Raw genomic sequence first — 16,623 nt, forward strand, 5'->3', positions numbered from 1 at the left:
CATGACCCTTCCCAAAGACCCCGACTGGTGGCGCGGCGCGGTGATCTATCAGATCTACCCGCGCAGCTTTCAGGACAGCAACGGCGACGGTATCGGCGACCTGCCGGGCATCACCTCGCGGCTGGATCACATCGCGACCCTCGGCGCCGATGCCATCTGGATCAGCCCGTTCTTCACCTCGCCGATGAAGGACTTCGGCTATGACGTCAGCGATTATTGCGGCGTCGATCCGATGTTCGGCACACTGGCCGATTTCGATGCGCTGGTGACGCGGGCACATGATCTGGGTCTGCGGGTGATGATCGACCTCGTGCTGTCGCACAGTTCCGACCAGCATCCGTGGTTCCGCGAAAGCCGGCAAAGCCGCGATAATCCGAAGGCCGACTGGTATGTCTGGGCCGATCCGAAGCCTGATGGCACGCCGCCGAACAACTGGCTGTCAATCTTCGGCGGCTCGGCCTGGAGTTGGGATGCACGGCGCGAGCAATATTACTTGCACAACTTCCTGACCTCGCAACCCGATCTGAACTTCCACAACCCGGATGTGCAGGAAGCGCAGCTTGACGTTGCGCGGTTCTGGCTGGAACGCGGAGTGGATGGTTTCCGACTGGACACCATCAATTTCTATTTCGCAGACAAATACTTGCGAGACAATCCTGCGCTGCCAAAGGAACTGCGCAACGATTCCATTGCGCCCGCGGTGAACCCCTATAACCACCAGATGCACCTGTTCGACAAGAACCAGCCGGAGAACCTTGAATTTCTGCGGAAATTCCGTTCCGTTCTGGCGCCTTACGGTGCGGCCGCGGTGGGCGAGGTCGGTGATGCGCAGCGCGGGCTGGAGATCATGGCCGAATATACTTCGGGCGGCGACAAGGTGCAGATGTGCTACCCGTTCGAGATGCTGCAACCCAGGCGCCTGACCGCCGAGGGGGTGGAGGCGACCTTTGCCCGTATGGCCGCTGCTGCGCCGGATGCATGGCCGTGCTGGAGCTATTCAAATCACGACACGGTGCGCCACATCACCCGCTGGCAACTTTCGGAAGAGGGTGCAAAGGCTTATACCGCGCTCCTGATGTGCCTGCGTGGCTCGGTTTGCCTGTATCAGGGCGAGGAGCTGGGGCTGCCCGAGGCAGAAATTGCCTTTGAGGATCTGCAAGACCCCTACGGAATAGAGTTCTGGCCCGAGTTCAAGGGTCGTGATGGCGCACGCACACCGATGACCTGGCAGAAGGACAATGCGCAGGGTGGCTTTACTGCGGGTCCGCGCGCCTGGCTGCCGGTGACGGCACCGCATCTGGCGCGGGCCGTTGGCGCACAGGCAGGCGTGGCGGACTCCATGCTGGAATTCTACCGCGCCGTGCTGGCCTTCCGCCGCGCCCATCCGGTGCTGCGCTATGGCGATATGACCGGAATCACGGCCGAGGGCCCGGTGATCCGCTTCACCCGGCAGGGCGCGGAAGAAATCTTCTGTGCGTTCAATCTGGGAGAAGCATCGCAAGACATTCACCTGCCCGACGGGCGGTGGGAGGCGATTGGCGGTGCTCTTGGCGCGCAGCCGGTGATCGAGGGAAAGGCTAACCTGGGTCCATGGCACTATTGCCTGGCCCGTCGGGTATGAGGGAGGGGCGCATATGGCCGATCTGAAACTGACCGGGGTTGAGAAGGCCTATGGTGAGGTCAAGGTTCTGAAGAACATCGACCTTGACATCAAGACGGGCGAATTGATCGTGTTTGTCGGGCCCTCGGGCTGCGGAAAGTCCACACTTTTGCGGATGATCGCCGGGCTTGAACGCATCACCGGCGGCGATTTCACCATTGATGGCGTGCGGATGAACGAGGTGCCGCCCGCGCAGCGTGGCATCGCCATGGTATTCCAGTCCTACGCGCTCTATCCACATATGACCGTGCGGCAGAACATGGAGTTCGCGCTGAAAATCGCGAAGAAGCCGCAGGCCGAAATGGATGCGGCGGTGGATAATGCCGCTCGCATCCTGCAACTGACACCCTATCTGGATCGTCTGCCCAAGGCGCTTTCCGGGGGGCAGCGGCAGCGCGTGGCCATCGGGCGGGCGATCGTGCGCGACCCGAAGGTCTATCTGTTCGACGAACCGCTCTCGAACCTCGACGCTGCCTTGCGGGTGGCGACACGGATCGAGATTGCACAGTTGAAAGAGGCGATGCCCGGATCGACCATGATCTACGTCACGCATGATCAGGTGGAGGCGATGACGCTGGCCAGCCGTATCGTGGTTCTGGCCGGTGGCGGTATCGCACAGGTTGGCACCCCGCTGGAGCTTTATGAACGGCCCGAGAACGAATTCGTGGCGCAATTCATCGGCAGCCCTGCCATGAATCTGCTGCCCGGCAAGATTGTCGCCACCGGCGCCGAGACGCGGGTCAAGCTGGATGGCGGCGGCGAGGCCATCGCGGCGATCCCCACCGGGGACGCGGATCTGGGGCTGGCGGTGAACCTTGGGGTGCGGCCCGAGGATATGGTGCCCAGTGACACCCCCGCGCTTTACACCGGCGAGGTGGAAATTACCGAGGCGCTTGGCGAGGTGACGCTGCTTTATTTCAAACGCGCGGGCGAGGCGGCGCCGGTGGTGGCGAAGCTGCCGGGTATCCATCAGGGGCTTCGGCACAGCGCGGTGCATCTGACTGCCGATCCGGCCAAGCTGCACCTGTTCCACAACGGCCGTTCGCTGCTCTATCGCTGAAACAAGCGCCAGCCCGGCGAGGAACAGCAGCGATAGCGCCAGTGCGATCAGCGTGGGCACCCAAAGTGTCAGGCGAGGCGGTTGTGGCAACTTCTCCATGACCGCTTCATCGCATCTTAAACTTTCCTGCCGGTTAATGGCGGAATGAAAAGTCTGACCGATTCCGAATGGGACATACTGGTCTCCGCGCCGCCCTTGCAGCAAAGCCGCAGCTATGGGGCGGCTCTGGTACGACTCGGGGCGCGGGCAGAGCGTGGGCTGCTGCACAACGTCCCGGTGCAGGTGATTACACGGCGCGGCCTGCGGATGGTTCACCGACCGCCGCCCAGTATATGCCTCGCGCCTCTGGCACGTCATGCCGGGGTGACAGTGGCGACCAGCACAGCAGCGGGGATTCTGCCGCTGATCACGGCGCGGCACCATGCAGAATGGGATGTGAGTCCGACGTCAGAGGTCTTGCGCAAGGCACTGGCCCCGAAATGGCGCGGTCATCTGAATTGGTCAGAATGCACAGATATTTCAGAGGGTCACGATGCAATCCTGCAAGGCCTTTTGAACAAGGACATGGCGCAGGGCAGGGCGCGCGGTTACCGCAATCTGGGGGCCGCCTTTCTCGCCGCCTGGCGGGGGGAGCGGCTGATCCTGCATGTGTCCCGCAAGGGCGGGATGCTGGCTGCCATGCTGTTCCTGATCCATGGCGCGGCGGCGACTTATCTGATCGCCTGGACCAGCGCAGAGGGGCGCCGGAGCGAGGCGCATCGCGCGATGCTCTGGCACGCTGCTTTGCTGCTGCGGGGGCGCGGCGTGACCCGCATCGACCTTGGGCCTGTCGATGCGGGCAATCCGGGCCTTGCCGGGTTCAAGCTCGGCACGGGCGCCAGGCTGGTGAACCTTGGGCCGACCGGCCTTGTGTTACCGCTGTGACCGCGCATGGAAGATGAAACCGAGGAAATTCAGCAAGACCTGCGCGGCGAGGATGGCCGTCGATTGGCTCGGGTCGTAGTCTGGCGCCACCTCGACCAGATCGATGCCGACAATCTCGTGGTCACGGGCGACACCTTGCAGGATCTCCAGCACCTCGTAGTAAAGGAACCCGCCGTGCGAAGGTGTGCCGGTGCCCGGCGCGATCGAGGGGCAGAAGCCGTCGATGTCGATGGTGACGTAAAGCCGCGCACCCTTCGGGATTCGGGCCAGAACCCCGTCGCAACCCAGCTTCCGCACCTGTCGCACGCTGAGGATGTCGTCGCCCATGGCGCGCGCGGCCTCATATCCCTCTTGCGTCGTGGAAGAAACATTGCGGATGCCCAGCGCGGTGATCCCGGTCACATAATCCTTCTCCGCCGCGCGCCGCATCGGATTGCCATGGCCGTGCCGGACACCGTGACGCACATCGACGAAATCCAGATGCGCGTCGATTTGCAGAATGTGGATCGGGCCCTGATCGTCGAAGGCGCGGATGCAGGGGATGTTCACCGAATGGTCGCCACCGATCACCACGGGCAAGGCGCCTGCCTTCAGGATGGCGCGGACTCCGGCCTCAATATTGGCGTGGCTTGTCTCGGTGTCGGTATGCACAATGTCGGCGTCGCCGATATCCACGATGCGAACATCGCTGCCAAGATAGGTACAATCGTCCTCGTGATCATAGGCGCCGGCATGGCCAAAGCTGAACAGGGTGGACGCCTCGCGCACCGCCCGTGGGCCAAAGCGCGCGCCCGCACGGAACTGGGTGCCGAAGTCGAACGGCGCCCCCATCACGGCGACATCGGCCTCGATCCGGCTCCAGTCGGCCTGATAGGGGCGCTTGCCGAAGGTGGAAATGCCCACGAAGGGCAGGTTGAGGCGTCCGGTCTCGTAGGCGTGGCCGCTCATCGGAATCTCCCTGTTGTTTCGGGCGATCCTGACCGGGGTTCAGCCTTTCGGCAAGAAGCCCCGTCGCGCGGCGATCAGACGGGCCAGCCGCTCGCCCGCAGGCGACAGCGCATTGTCGCGCGCGACGGCAAGCACCAGTGGCTCGCCCGCACCGGCATCCAGCACCGGGCGCGTTACCAGCGCGGCGCCATCATAGCTTTGTCCCGGCACCGGCGCGGTGTAGCTGAGCCCGACCCCCAGCCCGTTGGCCGCGAAAGAGCGCATCAACTCCAGCGTCGCGGTGCGATGGGCGATGCAGGGGGTAAGGCCGCGCCGGGCGAACAGCGCCCGCATATGCCCGACTGACAGCCCCTGATCGGCGAGGATAAGCGGTACATCGGCCAGTTCCGCCAACGACACCCCGGCGCGCAGCGCCAGCCGGTGACGCGGACCCATGACGGCATGCGGCTTCACACGGGCGACCTCTTCCCGCGTCACGCTGAGCGGCAGGCCCAGATCCCATGTCAGGGCAAGGTCGATCTGGCCGCGACCAAGGCCATCGGTCATCGCCTCGAACCCCAGCACTCCGGGGGTGACGGGAAGGTCGGCGGGCAGCGCTGCCAGCAGGGGACCGAGGATCACCGGCGCCAGATCCTCGAACACCGCAAGCCGCACCGGGGCGGCGGGCGCGGCATCCCCCGCCATCAGCCGCGCCATGGAGGCCAGCTGGGTCTCTGCCGCTTCCAGAAAATCGCGGCCAAAGGCGGTGGGAACGGCGGGGCCGCGTGGGCGCCGCAGGAACAACGGTTTGCCGAGCTGCGCCTCCAGCTGAGACAGGGCGACCGACAGCGCAGGCTGGCTGATGTTCAGTGCCTGCGCGGCCGCTGTTACGCCGCCGTTGCGGGCCACGGCCACGGCATACTCCAGTTGGCGCAGAGTAACTGATAGCATTTATCTATCTCGAACATGCGAAGATATTATTTGAAACTATGTTAGCCACGCGTCACCTTTCTGCCAAGTGCAACAGGAGGCCCGCGATGGCGAAGATCGAGATCACCCCCGAAATGATCGAAACCTACCAGACCGAAGGAGTGGTGCTGGTCCGTGGCCTCTGGGCCGACTGGGTGGAGGATCTGCGCGCCGGGGTGGAGCGCAATATGGCCGAACCAGGTCCCTATGCGGCCGAGAACCTCAAGCCCGGCGAGGGCGGCCGCTTCTTCGATGACTATTGCAACTGGGATCGCATTCCCGAGTTCGAGCGTGTGATCCGCGAAAGCGCCGTGGCCGAGGTGGCGGCGAAGCTGATGGCGTCTGACCGGGTGCAGATGTTCCACGATCATGTGCTGGTGAAAGAGCCGGGCACCTCGAAACCGACGCCCTGGCATCAGGACGGCCCGTATTACTTCGTCGAGGGGCAGCAGACGGTCAGCTTCTGGTCGCCGCTGGACCCGGTGCGCGAGGCCAGCCTGCGTTGTGTCGCGGGTTCGCATCGGTGGGAAAAGGAAGTGCTGCCGACGCGCTGGCTGGCCGAGACGAGCTTCTACCCCGACAGCGAAAAATACATGCCGGTCCCCGACCCGGATGCCGAAGGCATGCCGGTGCGCGAATGGCAGATGGAGCCGGGCGATGCCGTGGCCTTCAACTATCGCACGCTGCATGGCGCGCGCGGCAACAATGCCGCTACGCGGCGGCGCGCCTTCAGCCTGCGGCTGGTGGGGGACGATGCGCGCTATGTGGAGCGGCCGGGCCGAACCTCGCCGCCCTATCCGGGGCACGGGATGCAGCCGGGGCAGCGCCTGCGCGAGGATTGGTTTCCCTATCTGCGCTGATCCGGCAGGGTGCGGCTTTGCCGCACTTTCGCGGTTTCCTCCGATAGGCTAGGGCTGGGACAACCCGAACCGGAGGTGCCCATGCCCGACCCCAAGCCCGCACCGCAGATGAACCGGCCGCGCGTCTATCCGCCGCCCGAGTTTCCGCCGCGCCGCCCGGCGCTGTTCGCGCGGATGCCGCCCGCGGTGTTTCCGGTTCTGATGGGCGCTCTTGGCCTGGGTCTTGCCCTGCGGCGCGGGCTGCCGGCGCTGGGGCTGCCTGCGGAGATCGGCGAGATGGTGCTGGGTGCTGCCGTCGCGCTCTGGCTGTTCGCGGCCTTCGGCTATCTGGTAAAGCTGACCCGCCGCCCTTCGGTGTTGTTCGAGGATCTGCGGGTGCTGCCGGGCCGGGCGGGCCTTGCGGCGGGGTCGCTGGGCTTGCTGCTGACCTCCGTCGCAATTCTGCCCTATGCCCCGGCCATCGCGCAGGGGCTGCTTTTTGCGGGTCTTGGTCTGCATGCCGCGCTGGCTGCTGCGCTGATCTACAGTTTTGCCACCGGCCCGGCCGAGGCGCGCGAGGTGACCCCTGCCTGGCATCTGCATTTCGTGGGCTTCATCATCGGCGGGCTGAGCGCCGCGCCCCTGGGGCTGATCGGGTTGTCGCTGCTGATCTTTGCCGCCACCGGCCTGACCGCGCTGGCGATTTGGGCGGTTTCGCTGTGGCAACTGTTCCGCCGTATTCCGCCGGCGCCGCTTCGGCCGCTTCTGGCGATTCACCTGTCTCCTGCCTGCCTGCTGTCCGGCGTCGCGAGCCTTCTGGGCTTGAATGACTGGGCCCTGGCGTTTCTGGCCGTCTCGGGGGCCATCTTCCTCGCGCTGGTCGGGGCGGCCCGCTGGATCACGGTCAGCGGTTTCAGCCCGATGTGGGGGGCCTTTACCTTCCCGCTGGCGGCTTTCGCCTCGGCGCTGTTCCTTCAGGGCTTTGATGTCACCGGAACCATCGTTCTGGTTCTGGCGCTGGGGCTGGTCCCTCTGGTGCTGTTCCGGGTGCTGAAAGCCTGGGCCGGGGGCAGCCTCGCTGCCCGCACGAACGCGGCAGAGGCCTAGGGCTTCCGCCTGCCATTGATGCCGGGAGGCGCCAGAGCGTCCCGGGCGTTGCAGGGTTTGTTCAGACGCGCAGCGGATCGGCCTTCGCCAGCCGGTCGAAAGCCATCAGGCTGTCGATGAGCGCAGGCATCTGATCCAGCGGAATCATGTTTGGCCCGTCCGAAGGCGCGCTGTCCGGCGCTTCATGCGTTTCAATGAACACGCCCGCGATCCCGATGGAGACAGCGCAGCGCGCCATGACCGGGGCAAATTCGCGCTGCCCGCCGGAACTGCCGCCCTGACCGCCGGGCTGTTGCACCGAATGGGTGGCATCCATGATCACCGGCCAGCCAGAGCGCGCCATGGTCGGCAGGCTGCGCATGTCGGCGACCAGCGTGTTGTAGCCAAAGCTGACGCCGCGTTCCGTCAGCAGGATGCGGTCGTTGCCGGTGCTTTCCACCTTTTCAGCCACATTCGCCATGTCCCAGGGCGCGAGGAACTGGCCCTTTTTGATGTTCACCACCGCGCCGGTTTCCCCGGCGGCGATCAGCAGATCGGTCTGGCGGCAGAGGAAGGCAGGAATCTGGATCACATCCACCACCTGCGCTGCCGCGCGGGCCTGTTCGGCATCATGGATGTCGGTCAGGACCGGCATGCCCATGGCGCGCACCGCCTCCAGCACCTTCAGCCCGGCATCCATGCCCATACCACGCTTGCCTTTCAGGCTGGTGCGGTTGGCCTTGTCGTAGCTGGCCTTGAACACATACTGCGCCCCGGCGGCCGCACAGGCCTCGGCCATGCGGCCCGCGATCATCTGGGCGTGGTCCAGACTTTCCAGCTGGCAGGGCCCCGCGATGACCAGCAGCGGCTGGTCGTTACCGGCGGTCAAGCCGCCGATCTGCACCTGTTTCATCCGTCTCTCCTTATGCCGAGACCTGTTCGCGCAGGATGGCGACGGTCATCGAGATCATCAGGTAGATACCGGCAAAGATGAACAGTGCAACCATGGTATATTCAAATGCGCGGGGGTAGGTGGGCTCGTCCGGCGGAATCGGGCTCACCGAAAGCGAGAGATACCGCACCTGACGGTTGACCTCGATCCGCGCAGCCTCCATCGCCTGAAGTGCCTGCGCCAGCAGAAGGCGGCGGGTTTCCACATCGGATTGCGCCACCATCAGTTCCCCCTGCACGACAGCAAGGCTTTGCTGGCCATCGCCCGCCTCGGTCAGCTTGGCGCGCAGATTGGCGATTTCGCTTTCCAGCGTGGCGATCCGGCGTTTCAGCGGCTCCATCCGCGCCTTGTTGGGATTGGCGTTGCTTTCCATCTGTTGCAGCGACAGCCGGTCGGCGGTCAGCTGGGTGTCCAGATTGCCGATCTGCGTGGTGATCAGGCTGACCTCGACCTCGGAGCTGAGCACCTTGTAGCGTTCCTGAAGGTCGACCACCTTCTGCTGTGCCGCCAGCATATCGCGTTCGGTATTCTCATAGGTTTCGCGGGCACCCTTCATCTGGTCCTCGCGCAGGCGGTGGGTCAACTGATCCACCTGTTCCTCTGCATAGCCGACGAGGGCACGGGCAAATTCGGCAGATTTCTCGGGGTTGGCCGCCACGACTTCCATCTTGATGATGCCCTCGCTCGGGTCATAGGAGATGTGGATGTGGCGGGTATAGGCCTTGTAGGCGGATTCGAAACTGGCGTCTGGGGCAAGGCGCTGGATCGGGTCGATCTGGTCGCTTTCGAAATGCGCGCGGAAGCCGTGATCGGCGTCGAGCCGCAACATCGCATCCCGTGATTGCAGATACCCCTGCACCGTGATCGAATCCTGAGAGGTGGCAAAGCCGGTGCCTGTCAGCAGGCCCCCCAGGCCCCCTGCGCGGCCCGCGCCCATGCTGTCGCCGGATTGCTGGATCACGAATTCGGTTTTTGTCGCATACATCGGAGTCGCGACAAAGAAGAAGTAAAAGCCTGTCAGCAGCGTGGGCAGGCCGATGAAGAACATCAGTCGCAGTGACAGCAGCGCCGCGCGGCGGCGGCGGCGGCGGGCCAGATCGCGCTGGATGCGCATGATTTCGGCCGCATGGTTCGTTTCGGCCCGCACTTCGGTCGAGGGAACCTGCACCGGCTTGATGGTCTGCGGCAGTTTTACACCGTCGCCCTCGGGCACCAGCGCGCGGCTGCCCGGCGCAGGCGGCAGCCCGCCGCCATCCCCGCCCGCTTCGGTTTCAGTGCCACCAACCAGTTCGATCAGGTTGGTCCGCTGGAACGGATCAATCCCCGCCTGCCGCAGCAGCCGCACCGCATCGAAATCAGATGTGGCGGGCATTTCATGCTTCTGTGCCAGACGGCGTGCCAGCCGGAGTTGCCGCCCGGTCAGCCCCTCGCGACGGATCGCCTCAAGATCGGTCGGCCCGATATCGCGGGTCGTCCCCTGGTCCTGCGGGCGTGGCGTGACAAAGGTCATGTCGCCGAAACCGTCTTCCGGCTGCTCGAACAGCATGCCGTCCTTCGGCGCAGGCTTCTCCGCCGCACGCGAGGGCAGCGGTTGCACCGGATCGGGGCGACGAATGCGGAATCGCTTAGCCGTTAGCTTTGTAGTCATAAAGACGTTTCGCTTCTTCCAGAGAGTCGAACATGTAAAGCCGACCACCCGCCAGAACGGCGGCCTGGTGGCAGAATCTTTCCAGTGTCGAGGCCTGATGCGAGACCACGACAACGGTGGTGTTTTGCAGACGTTGCTTCAGGATCGACCCGGCCTTGCGGTTGAACTCGGGGTCCGTGGTGGCAGGCATACCCTCGTCGATCAGGTAGATGTCGAAATCCAGCGCCAGCATCAGCGCGAAGCTGAACCGCGAGCGCATCCCGGCGGAATAGGTGCCCACCGGCATGTCGAAATATTCGTTCAGCCCGCACAGCCAGCGGCAGAAGCTTTCGACGTAATCGGGGTCAAGGCCGTAAAGCCGGGCGATGTAGCGCGAGTTTTCGGTGGCGGTGTGCTTGTTCACCACGCCGCCCATGAAGCCCAGAGGGAAGGAAATGCGCGAGGTGCGGATGACGCGGCCTTCGTCAGGCTTTTCCAGCCCGGCCATCATGTTGATGATGGTGGTCTTGCCGGTGCCGTTCTTCGCCAGAATGCCGAGCGATTTGCCGATCTCGACCCGGAACGACGCCTGGTCAAGGATGACCTTGCGCTGCTTGCCGGTCCAGAAGGACTTGCTGACGTTCTCGAACTCGATCATCGGGGCCTCACCGCATCTGCCTGATGCGTTCGATCCGTTCCGGTTGTCTCCCCGGATAGGGCATATTCCTTAATACCTCGTCACGCTTTACCGCACCGATATGCAAAAGCAATCAGGCTATATTATGTCAGCCGCAGGCCGGGTTTGGCAATCGTCAGCGGGACGGACGGGCGCGGGACAGCAGAAGAAGCAGCGGCCCCGCCAGCAGGGTCAGGGCAAGGCCAAGGCGGGCGGCCTCGGCCATGGCGCCACCGGGGATGGCGGTATCCAGCGACAGGACCGGCACGGTGAAGCCGATTCCGGCGATGGCGCCGATGCGGGCCATGTCGGCAAGGGTCAGCCCCTGCGGCAGCGGCAGGCCGAACAGGCGCAGCGCGATCAGCGTGCCCGCCATCAGGCCCAGCGGCTTGCCGATCCAGAAGGCGGCAAGCGTCACGAGCGTGGTAGGAGCAAAGGCACCAAGGTCGATGCCGCCGCGCGTCAGGCCGAACAGGAACAGCACGCCCACCAGCGGCCGCATCAGCAGATGGGCAAAGCGGTTGAGCGGATCGTGCAGAAACTCCTCTGCCTCGGCGAACAGGCCGAAGGCACGACGAGCATGCGGAATGGCCGGAATGACCGGAAGCAGCCCCAGCGCGCCCGGAAGGCCTGCCGCCGCGACGCCGGTCCAGCTCAGCGCGCCTGCCACTACATAGGGCCAGAGGTGCAGCGCCCGCTGACGTTCGGTTTCCCGCTCCGACCGAGCATGGCGACCGTAAAGCAGCCAGACCCCCGCTGCCGCCGCAAGGGGCAGCAGCAGCCACAGCAGGCGCAGCGCCTCGTCCGGGCGCATCAGGGCCAGCGCCAGCAACCCCGCCAGTTCCGCCCCGATGGTGATCAGCAGCAACATGTGCAGCGCCGGATGCTGCGGGCCGAACAGCCGCCGCCCGATCGCATAGCCGATCACCACGTCGCAGCCGACGGGCACCGCCCAGCCGCTGCCGAAACTGGCCTCTTCCGCCGTTTCGATCAGGGCAGAGACCAGCAGCCAGACCAGCACCGCCCCACCGACCGCTCCCATGGTGGCCATGAAGGGCAGCGCTCCGCGCCGCCCGTGCAGGGCACCGCGCTCCAGCATGTTGGCCTCCCAAAGCTCTTTGCCCAGCAGGAAGAAGAAGAAAGCCATCAGCAGGTCAGAAGTCAGCGTGATCAGGGTCGCACGCACATGGTCGGCAACGATCCAGCCGGGGAAAGGCAGCGGGAACAGCCCATGCTCCATCACATCGTAATAGCTGGCGGGATCGAGATTGACCCAGAGGGTCGCCACGAGGCTGCCCGCCAGCAGGGCACGGGCGAAATGCAGGATGAAGCTGGAAACGCGATACATCAGTTCACCATGGCGCTGGTCTTTGTGCTGTCCTATCCTCGGGGGTATGGCGCGGCAACGGCACGCAGGGGCGGGGCGGCGCCGGTGTTGCAACGAGGCACCGGAGGGGATGCAGGAACTTGCCGCGGAAATCGCCGCCTGCCGGCTGTGCGCTGCGCGCTTTGCGGCGACGGCAACCGCGCATGTGCCGCGCCCGGTGCTGTGGCATGGCGCGCGGGCACGGGTGATCGTCGCGGGGCAGGCACCGGGGCTGCGGGTGCATCAGTCGGGCAAGCCCTTCACCGATCCTTCGGGCGATCGGCTGCGCGACTGGATGGGGCTGGACGAGGCTGCCTTCTATGACCGGAGCCGCATTGCAATCCTGCCGATGGCCTTCTGCTTTCCCGGTTACGATGCCAGGGGCAGCGACCTGCCACCGCCGCCGGTTTGCGCGCAGACCTGGCGGGCGCGGGTGCTGGCCGAACATCGTGCAGCGCGGCTGGTGCTGGCGGTGGGCGGCGCGGCGATCCGGTGGCATCTGGCCGACCGCCGCGCCGTTGCGCAGGTGGTGGCGGATTGGCGCAGCCCGGCGGCGCGCGGGATTATCCCCTTGCCTCATCCCTCTTGGCGCAATAGCGGGTGGCTGAAACGCAATCCGTGGTTCGCCGCCGAGCTGCTGCCCGAGCTGCGCGCCCGCATCCGCGCCGCGATGGAGGGCCCCGATGACCCCGCTTGATCTTGCCTACGACGCCATGGCCGCCGCGCCTGACGGCGATGACGCGCCGCGCCTGCGGTTCTATGAACGGCTCGCCGATGGCGAGATGATCCTGCTGCTGGAAAAGGAAGCCGAAGGCGAGACGCTGGCGCCGCGCGTCTTTGACCTTGAGGACGGGCCGGTGGTTCTGGTGTTCGACACCGAGGAGCGGCTGGGCGCTTTCACCGGCATGCCCGCGCCCTATGCGGCGCTGCCGGGGCGGGTGATCGCCGGGCTGCTGGCCGGGCAGGGCATCGGGCTGGGGGTGAATCTCGGGGTGGCGCCGTCCTCAATGCTGCTGCCACCCTTCGCGGTGGACTGGCTGGCCGAAACGCTGGCCCATGGCCCCGAGGAAGCCGAGGCGCGCCCCGAGCGGTTCGAGCCACCGCGCGGGCTGCCGCAAGGCCTGATCGAGGGGCTGGATGCGAAACTCGCCCGAGCGGGTGGTCTGGCGGCGCATGCGCTGCTGGCGGCGGTGATCTATGAGGGCGGGCGGCAGGGGCATATGCTGGCTTTCGTCGATGCGGTGGAAGGCGCACAGACCGCGCTCGCCCGTGCGGCGGCCGAGGCGCTGACCTTCTCGGGCGTCGAGGCGGGCGAGATGGATGTGGCCTTCCTGGACGGGGACACGGCGGTGGTAGCAGCCATGGCCCGCGTCGCGCTGCGCTTCGACCTGCCGGTGCCGGTGGCGGCAGAGCCACCCGCGCCGCAGGCGCCCGGCATGGACCCTGCGAAACCCCCGGTGCTTCGGTAACTTTTGAGATGGCGCCGCCTGCGGCGGCAAGCTTTTCTGTCACCGGGCGGGCTGCGCCGCCCGGTTCCGGGGGCCTCCGGCGGGGATATTTGGGCCAAGATGAAGGCGGATTTTTGGGGTATTTTGATACCTATTTCGTATGTCGATGTTTTTGCTGGAAATTATTGATTGCGCGACGCTTGACCGGCGCGTGGAAATGCAGGAAAAGCCCGCATCCGAGATAGAGGGGCGTCCGCGTCCCGACAATTCCATGGGTCTGATATGAAAACCTTCACCGCTACTCCGGCGGATATCGAGAAGAAGTGGATCCTGATCGACGCTGAAGGCGTCGTTCTGGGCCGCCTCGCCACGATTGTCGCCAATATCCTGCGCGGCAAGAACAAGCCGACCTTCACCCCCCACATGGACATGGGTGACAATGTCATCGTCATCAACGCCGACAAGGTGCAGATGACCGGCAACAAGCGCAATGACAAGCGTTACTACTGGCACACCGGCCATCCGGGCGGCATCAAGTCGCGCACCGCGCGCGAAGTGCTTGAAGGCGCGCATCCCGAGCGCGTGGTGACCAAGGCCGTCGAGCGCATGATCACCCGTAACCGTCTGGGCAAGCAGCAGATGACCAACCTGCGCGTTTACGCCGGGGCCGAGCATCCGCATGAAGCGCAGCAGCCGACCGTCCTGGACGTGAAGGCTCTGAATCCCAAGAACACCCGGAGCGCCTGATCATGGCTGACATCAAATCCCTCGACGATCTGAAAGCGGCCGTCTCGGGCGAGGCTGCCGCGGTTGCCGAAGCGCCCGTGCGTGAGCCGAAGCGCGATTCGCTGGGCCGTTCCTACGCCACCGGCAAGCGGAAGGACGCGGTTGCCCGCGTCTGGATCAAGCCCGGCTCGGGCAAGGTCACCGTCAATGGCAAGGAAATGGCGGCTTACTTCGCCCGCCCGGTGCTGCAGATGATCCTGCGTCAGCCGTTCCAGGTTGCCAATGTCGAAGGCCAGTTCGACGTTTACGCCACCGTTGCCGGTGGTGGTCTGTCGGGTCAGGCCGGTGCGGTGAAGCACGGCATTTCGAAGGCGCTGCAACTCTACGAACCCTCGCTGCGCGGTGCGCTGAAAGCGGCGGGCTTCCTGACCCGCGACTCGCGCGTTGTGGAACGGAAGAAATACGGCAAGGCCAAGGCCCGTCGTTCGTTCCAGTTCTCGAAGCGCTGATCCGGTTTTCCGGTTTTACGAAAGGCCCGCGGTGTTCCGCGGGCCTTTTGCTTTGCGGCGGGTGCGCGGGCAAAAGCGGACAAAAAAAGAGGGCCGGAAAACCGGCCCAGTCAGGGGTACGACAGGAAGGGAATGGGGTCAGTCGCGCCAGAACGGCTTTTGCGACTCTTGCGCGGCGGTCATCGGGTCGAGGCCGATGTCGCGCAGCAGATGGGTGTCGAGCTTTGCGATGCCACGGCGCGCCTGACGGCGCAGTTCCCAGGTCATCACCTTATGCGCCACGGCAAACACCAGCCGCGACACGGGCGGCAGCGAAAGCATGGGGGCGGTCAGATCGGTCCGGGTCATCATGGCACCTTTTGTATTGATACAAACCTCGGTTTCGGTTATGCGTCATTGATACAATGGCGGCGTGGCGAATGCGAGGGCTAGATTGTGACTGATACAAATTGGCAGCCGGACCTCGACAGCCATCCGGGGCCGAAATATCTCGCCCTGACCCGCGCATTGCGCGAGGCGATCCGTCTGGGAGAGCTCGCGCCCGGTGCGCAGCTCCCGACCGTGCGCGATCTGGCCTGGCGGCTGCATGTGACGCCGGGCACGGTGAGCCGCGCCTATCAGCTTGCGACGCAGGAGGGGCTGCTGGCCGCGACGGTGGGGCGCGGCACGTTCGTTGCCGCCCGTGCGCCGCGTCTGGGGCCGACTCAGGCGCTGTTTCAGGAGCGTGACCTCAGTGACGAGCCGTGGCTGGTTGATCTGCGGTCGCCGCAACTGCCCGATGTCGGTCAGGGTGCGGCTTTTTCGGAAGCGTTGCAGAAGATCGGGCAGGGGCTGGATGCGGCCTGGCATGATTATCCCTCGCAGCGGGGCGAGGCGCCTTTGCGCACCGCCATTTGTGACTGGCTGTCCGACCGTCTTCTGGGCGCCTTCGGGCCGGAGGATATCGCGCTGACCCATGGCGGGCAGAATGCGCTGCTGCTGGTCTTTCTTTGTTGCCTGCGCGGCGACCGGCCGGTGATCCTGACCGAAGATCTGGCCTATCCCGGCATCCGTCATGCCGCGCGACTGGTGCGCGCCGATGTGGTGGGGGTGGAAATCGACGACGAAGGCATGTTGCCCGACGCGCTGGAGGCCGCCTGCCGACGCCATGGTGCGCAGATCCTTGTCCTGACGCCCGAGGCGCAGAACCCGACGGCCTGCCGGATGGGGGCGGCGCGGCGCGCCGAAATCGCCGCCATCGCCCGCCGCTATGACCTTCAGATCATCGAGGATGATTGCTATTCGATCACGGAAAGCAATCTGCCCACGCTGCATGCGATCGCGCCGGAACGGACGTGGTATGTGGGGTCGATGTCCAAATCGGTCTCGGCGGCTCTTCGGTTCGGCTATGTGGTCTGCCCCTCAGGCATGGGCGAGGCGGGGCGGCTGACGGCGCAGCACGGGTTCTTCGCGCTGGCGCGGCCGGTGTCGGATCTGGCACTGGAACTGCTGGAAAGCGGGGCCGCGCAGGAGATCCGCCGCAAGGTGCAGGAGGTGTTTGCCAGCCGGTTGATGACGGCGGTGAATGCGCTGGGGCGGTTCGATATCCGCTGGCAGGCGGGGTTGCCCTTCCTGTGGGTGCCGCTGCCTTCGGGCTGGCGGGCCTCGACCTTCGCCCGGCAGGCGGAGGCGGAGGGCGTGCTGATCCGGCAGGCCGATGAATATGCGCTGATCCATGGCCGGGCGCCGCATGCGCTGCGCATCGCGCTGGCGGGGGCAATTCCTGCGGATCGTTATGCCAGCGCGGTTGCGACTCTGGCGCGGCTTCTGGGGCATCCGCCGTCGGATATGGCGGTCTGATTCCGGCCCATGCCG

General features: G+C 65.3%; 17 protein-coding genes. 10 read left to right on the forward strand and 7 right to left on the reverse strand.

All coding sequences use genetic code 11. The features are described from left to right. The first annotated feature begins 1 nt into the window (after position 1). The 3 genes from IE126_RS07305 to IE126_RS07315 all read left to right on the forward strand — a co-directional run bounded on the left by IE126_RS07305 (position 2) and on the right by IE126_RS07315 (position 3,644). Positions 2-1,621: an alpha-glucosidase gene (locus tag IE126_RS07305; protein WP_189380585.1), complete on the forward strand. Its 1,620-nt coding sequence runs from the start codon at positions 2-4 to the stop codon at positions 1,619-1,621. 13 nt (positions 1,622-1,634) lie between these two features. Further along, positions 1,635-2,720 (forward strand): ABC transporter ATP-binding protein, encoded by a 1,086-nt coding sequence (locus tag IE126_RS07310; protein ID WP_189380586.1) that lies wholly within the window; start codon positions 1,635-1,637, stop codon positions 2,718-2,720. A gap of 144 nt (positions 2,721-2,864) precedes the next feature. Beyond that, on the forward strand, positions 2,865-3,644 hold the full coding sequence (locus IE126_RS07315; RefSeq protein ID WP_189380587.1) for a GNAT family N-acetyltransferase: 780 nt from the start codon (positions 2,865-2,867) through the stop codon (positions 3,642-3,644). Here IE126_RS07315 and speB read toward each other — a convergent pair. Both speB and IE126_RS07325 read right to left on the reverse strand, forming a co-directional pair. Further along, positions 3,633-4,592: an agmatinase gene (gene speB, locus IE126_RS07320; protein WP_054303526.1), complete on the reverse strand. Its 960-nt coding sequence runs from the start codon at positions 4,590-4,592 to the stop codon at positions 3,633-3,635. The genes IE126_RS07315 and speB overlap by 12 nt on opposite strands. Positions 4,593-4,631: 39 nt before the next feature. Beyond that, complete coding sequence (locus IE126_RS07325; RefSeq protein WP_189380588.1) at positions 4,632-5,522, reverse strand: LysR family transcriptional regulator; 891 nt, start codon at positions 5,520-5,522, stop codon at positions 4,632-4,634. Positions 5,523-5,608: 86 nt separating this feature from the next. Between IE126_RS07325 and IE126_RS07330 the strand changes: the two genes are divergently transcribed. Both IE126_RS07330 and IE126_RS07335 read left to right on the forward strand, forming a co-directional pair. After that, positions 5,609-6,400, forward strand: coding sequence for a phytanoyl-CoA dioxygenase family protein (locus IE126_RS07330; RefSeq protein ID WP_189380589.1), 792 nt, complete (start codon positions 5,609-5,611; stop codon positions 6,398-6,400). An 81-nt stretch (positions 6,401-6,481) separates the two neighbouring features. Beyond that, entirely contained in the window at positions 6,482-7,486 is a 1,005-nt protein-coding gene (locus IE126_RS07335) for a TDT family transporter (RefSeq protein ID WP_229825299.1), read from the forward strand. Between the two features lie 61 nt (positions 7,487-7,547). On the opposite strand, the gene kdsA is transcribed toward IE126_RS07335, so the two are convergent. From kdsA to IE126_RS07355, 4 genes are all read right to left on the reverse strand, one after another. After that, complete coding sequence (gene kdsA / locus IE126_RS07340; RefSeq protein WP_189380590.1) at positions 7,548-8,378, reverse strand: 3-deoxy-8-phosphooctulonate synthase; 831 nt, start codon at positions 8,376-8,378, stop codon at positions 7,548-7,550. A 10-nt stretch (positions 8,379-8,388) separates the two neighbouring features. Beyond that, the gene (locus IE126_RS07345) at positions 8,389-9,963 is read right to left on the reverse strand and encodes a capsule biosynthesis protein (RefSeq protein WP_308429972.1); all 1,575 of its coding nucleotides are present in this window, start codon (positions 9,961-9,963) and stop codon (positions 8,389-8,391) included. Positions 9,964-10,042: 79 nt separating this feature from the next. Then, the gene (locus tag IE126_RS07350) at positions 10,043-10,702 is read right to left on the reverse strand and encodes an ABC transporter ATP-binding protein (protein ID WP_054303531.1); all 660 of its coding nucleotides are present in this window, start codon (positions 10,700-10,702) and stop codon (positions 10,043-10,045) included. Positions 10,703-10,856: 154 nt separating this feature from the next. After that, the gene (locus IE126_RS07355) at positions 10,857-12,068 is read right to left on the reverse strand and encodes a Na+/H+ antiporter NhaA (RefSeq protein WP_054303532.1); all 1,212 of its coding nucleotides are present in this window, start codon (positions 12,066-12,068) and stop codon (positions 10,857-10,859) included. A gap of 109 nt (positions 12,069-12,177) precedes the next feature. Between IE126_RS07355 and IE126_RS07360 the strand changes: the two genes are divergently transcribed. The 4 genes from IE126_RS07360 to rpsI all read left to right on the forward strand — a co-directional run bounded on the left by IE126_RS07360 (position 12,178) and on the right by rpsI (position 14,769). Continuing rightward, on the forward strand, positions 12,178-12,783 hold the full coding sequence (locus IE126_RS07360; protein ID WP_189380591.1) for a uracil-DNA glycosylase family protein: 606 nt from the start codon (positions 12,178-12,180) through the stop codon (positions 12,781-12,783). Beyond that, the gene (locus IE126_RS07365; RefSeq protein ID WP_189380592.1) at positions 12,770-13,555 is read left to right on the forward strand and encodes an SseB family protein; all 786 of its coding nucleotides are present in this window, start codon (positions 12,770-12,772) and stop codon (positions 13,553-13,555) included. The genes IE126_RS07360 and IE126_RS07365 overlap by 14 nt, the downstream gene beginning before the upstream one ends. A 261-nt stretch (positions 13,556-13,816) precedes the next feature. Next, the gene (rplM, locus tag IE126_RS07370) at positions 13,817-14,281 is read left to right on the forward strand and encodes a 50S ribosomal protein L13 (RefSeq protein ID WP_054303535.1); all 465 of its coding nucleotides are present in this window, start codon (positions 13,817-13,819) and stop codon (positions 14,279-14,281) included. A 2-nt stretch (positions 14,282-14,283) separates the two neighbouring features. Next, positions 14,284-14,769 (forward strand): 30S ribosomal protein S9, encoded by a 486-nt coding sequence (gene rpsI, locus IE126_RS07375; RefSeq protein WP_054303536.1) that lies wholly within the window; start codon positions 14,284-14,286, stop codon positions 14,767-14,769. Between the two features lie 138 nt (positions 14,770-14,907). On the opposite strand, the gene IE126_RS07380 is transcribed toward rpsI, so the two are convergent. Next, positions 14,908-15,120 (reverse strand): DUF1127 domain-containing protein, encoded by a 213-nt coding sequence (locus tag IE126_RS07380; RefSeq protein ID WP_054303537.1) that lies wholly within the window; start codon positions 15,118-15,120, stop codon positions 14,908-14,910. A gap of 84 nt (positions 15,121-15,204) precedes the next feature. On the opposite strand from IE126_RS07380, the gene IE126_RS07385 reads away from it, so the two are divergent. Further along, the gene (locus IE126_RS07385) at positions 15,205-16,608 is read left to right on the forward strand and encodes an aminotransferase-like domain-containing protein (RefSeq protein ID WP_054303538.1); all 1,404 of its coding nucleotides are present in this window, start codon (positions 15,205-15,207) and stop codon (positions 16,606-16,608) included. The last annotated feature ends 15 nt before the right edge of the window (positions 16,609-16,623 follow it).

The sequence above is a fragment of the Gemmobacter nanjingensis genome (genome assembly GCF_014652195.1).
Taxonomy (GTDB): domain Bacteria; phylum Pseudomonadota; class Alphaproteobacteria; order Rhodobacterales; family Rhodobacteraceae; genus Gemmobacter; species Gemmobacter caeni.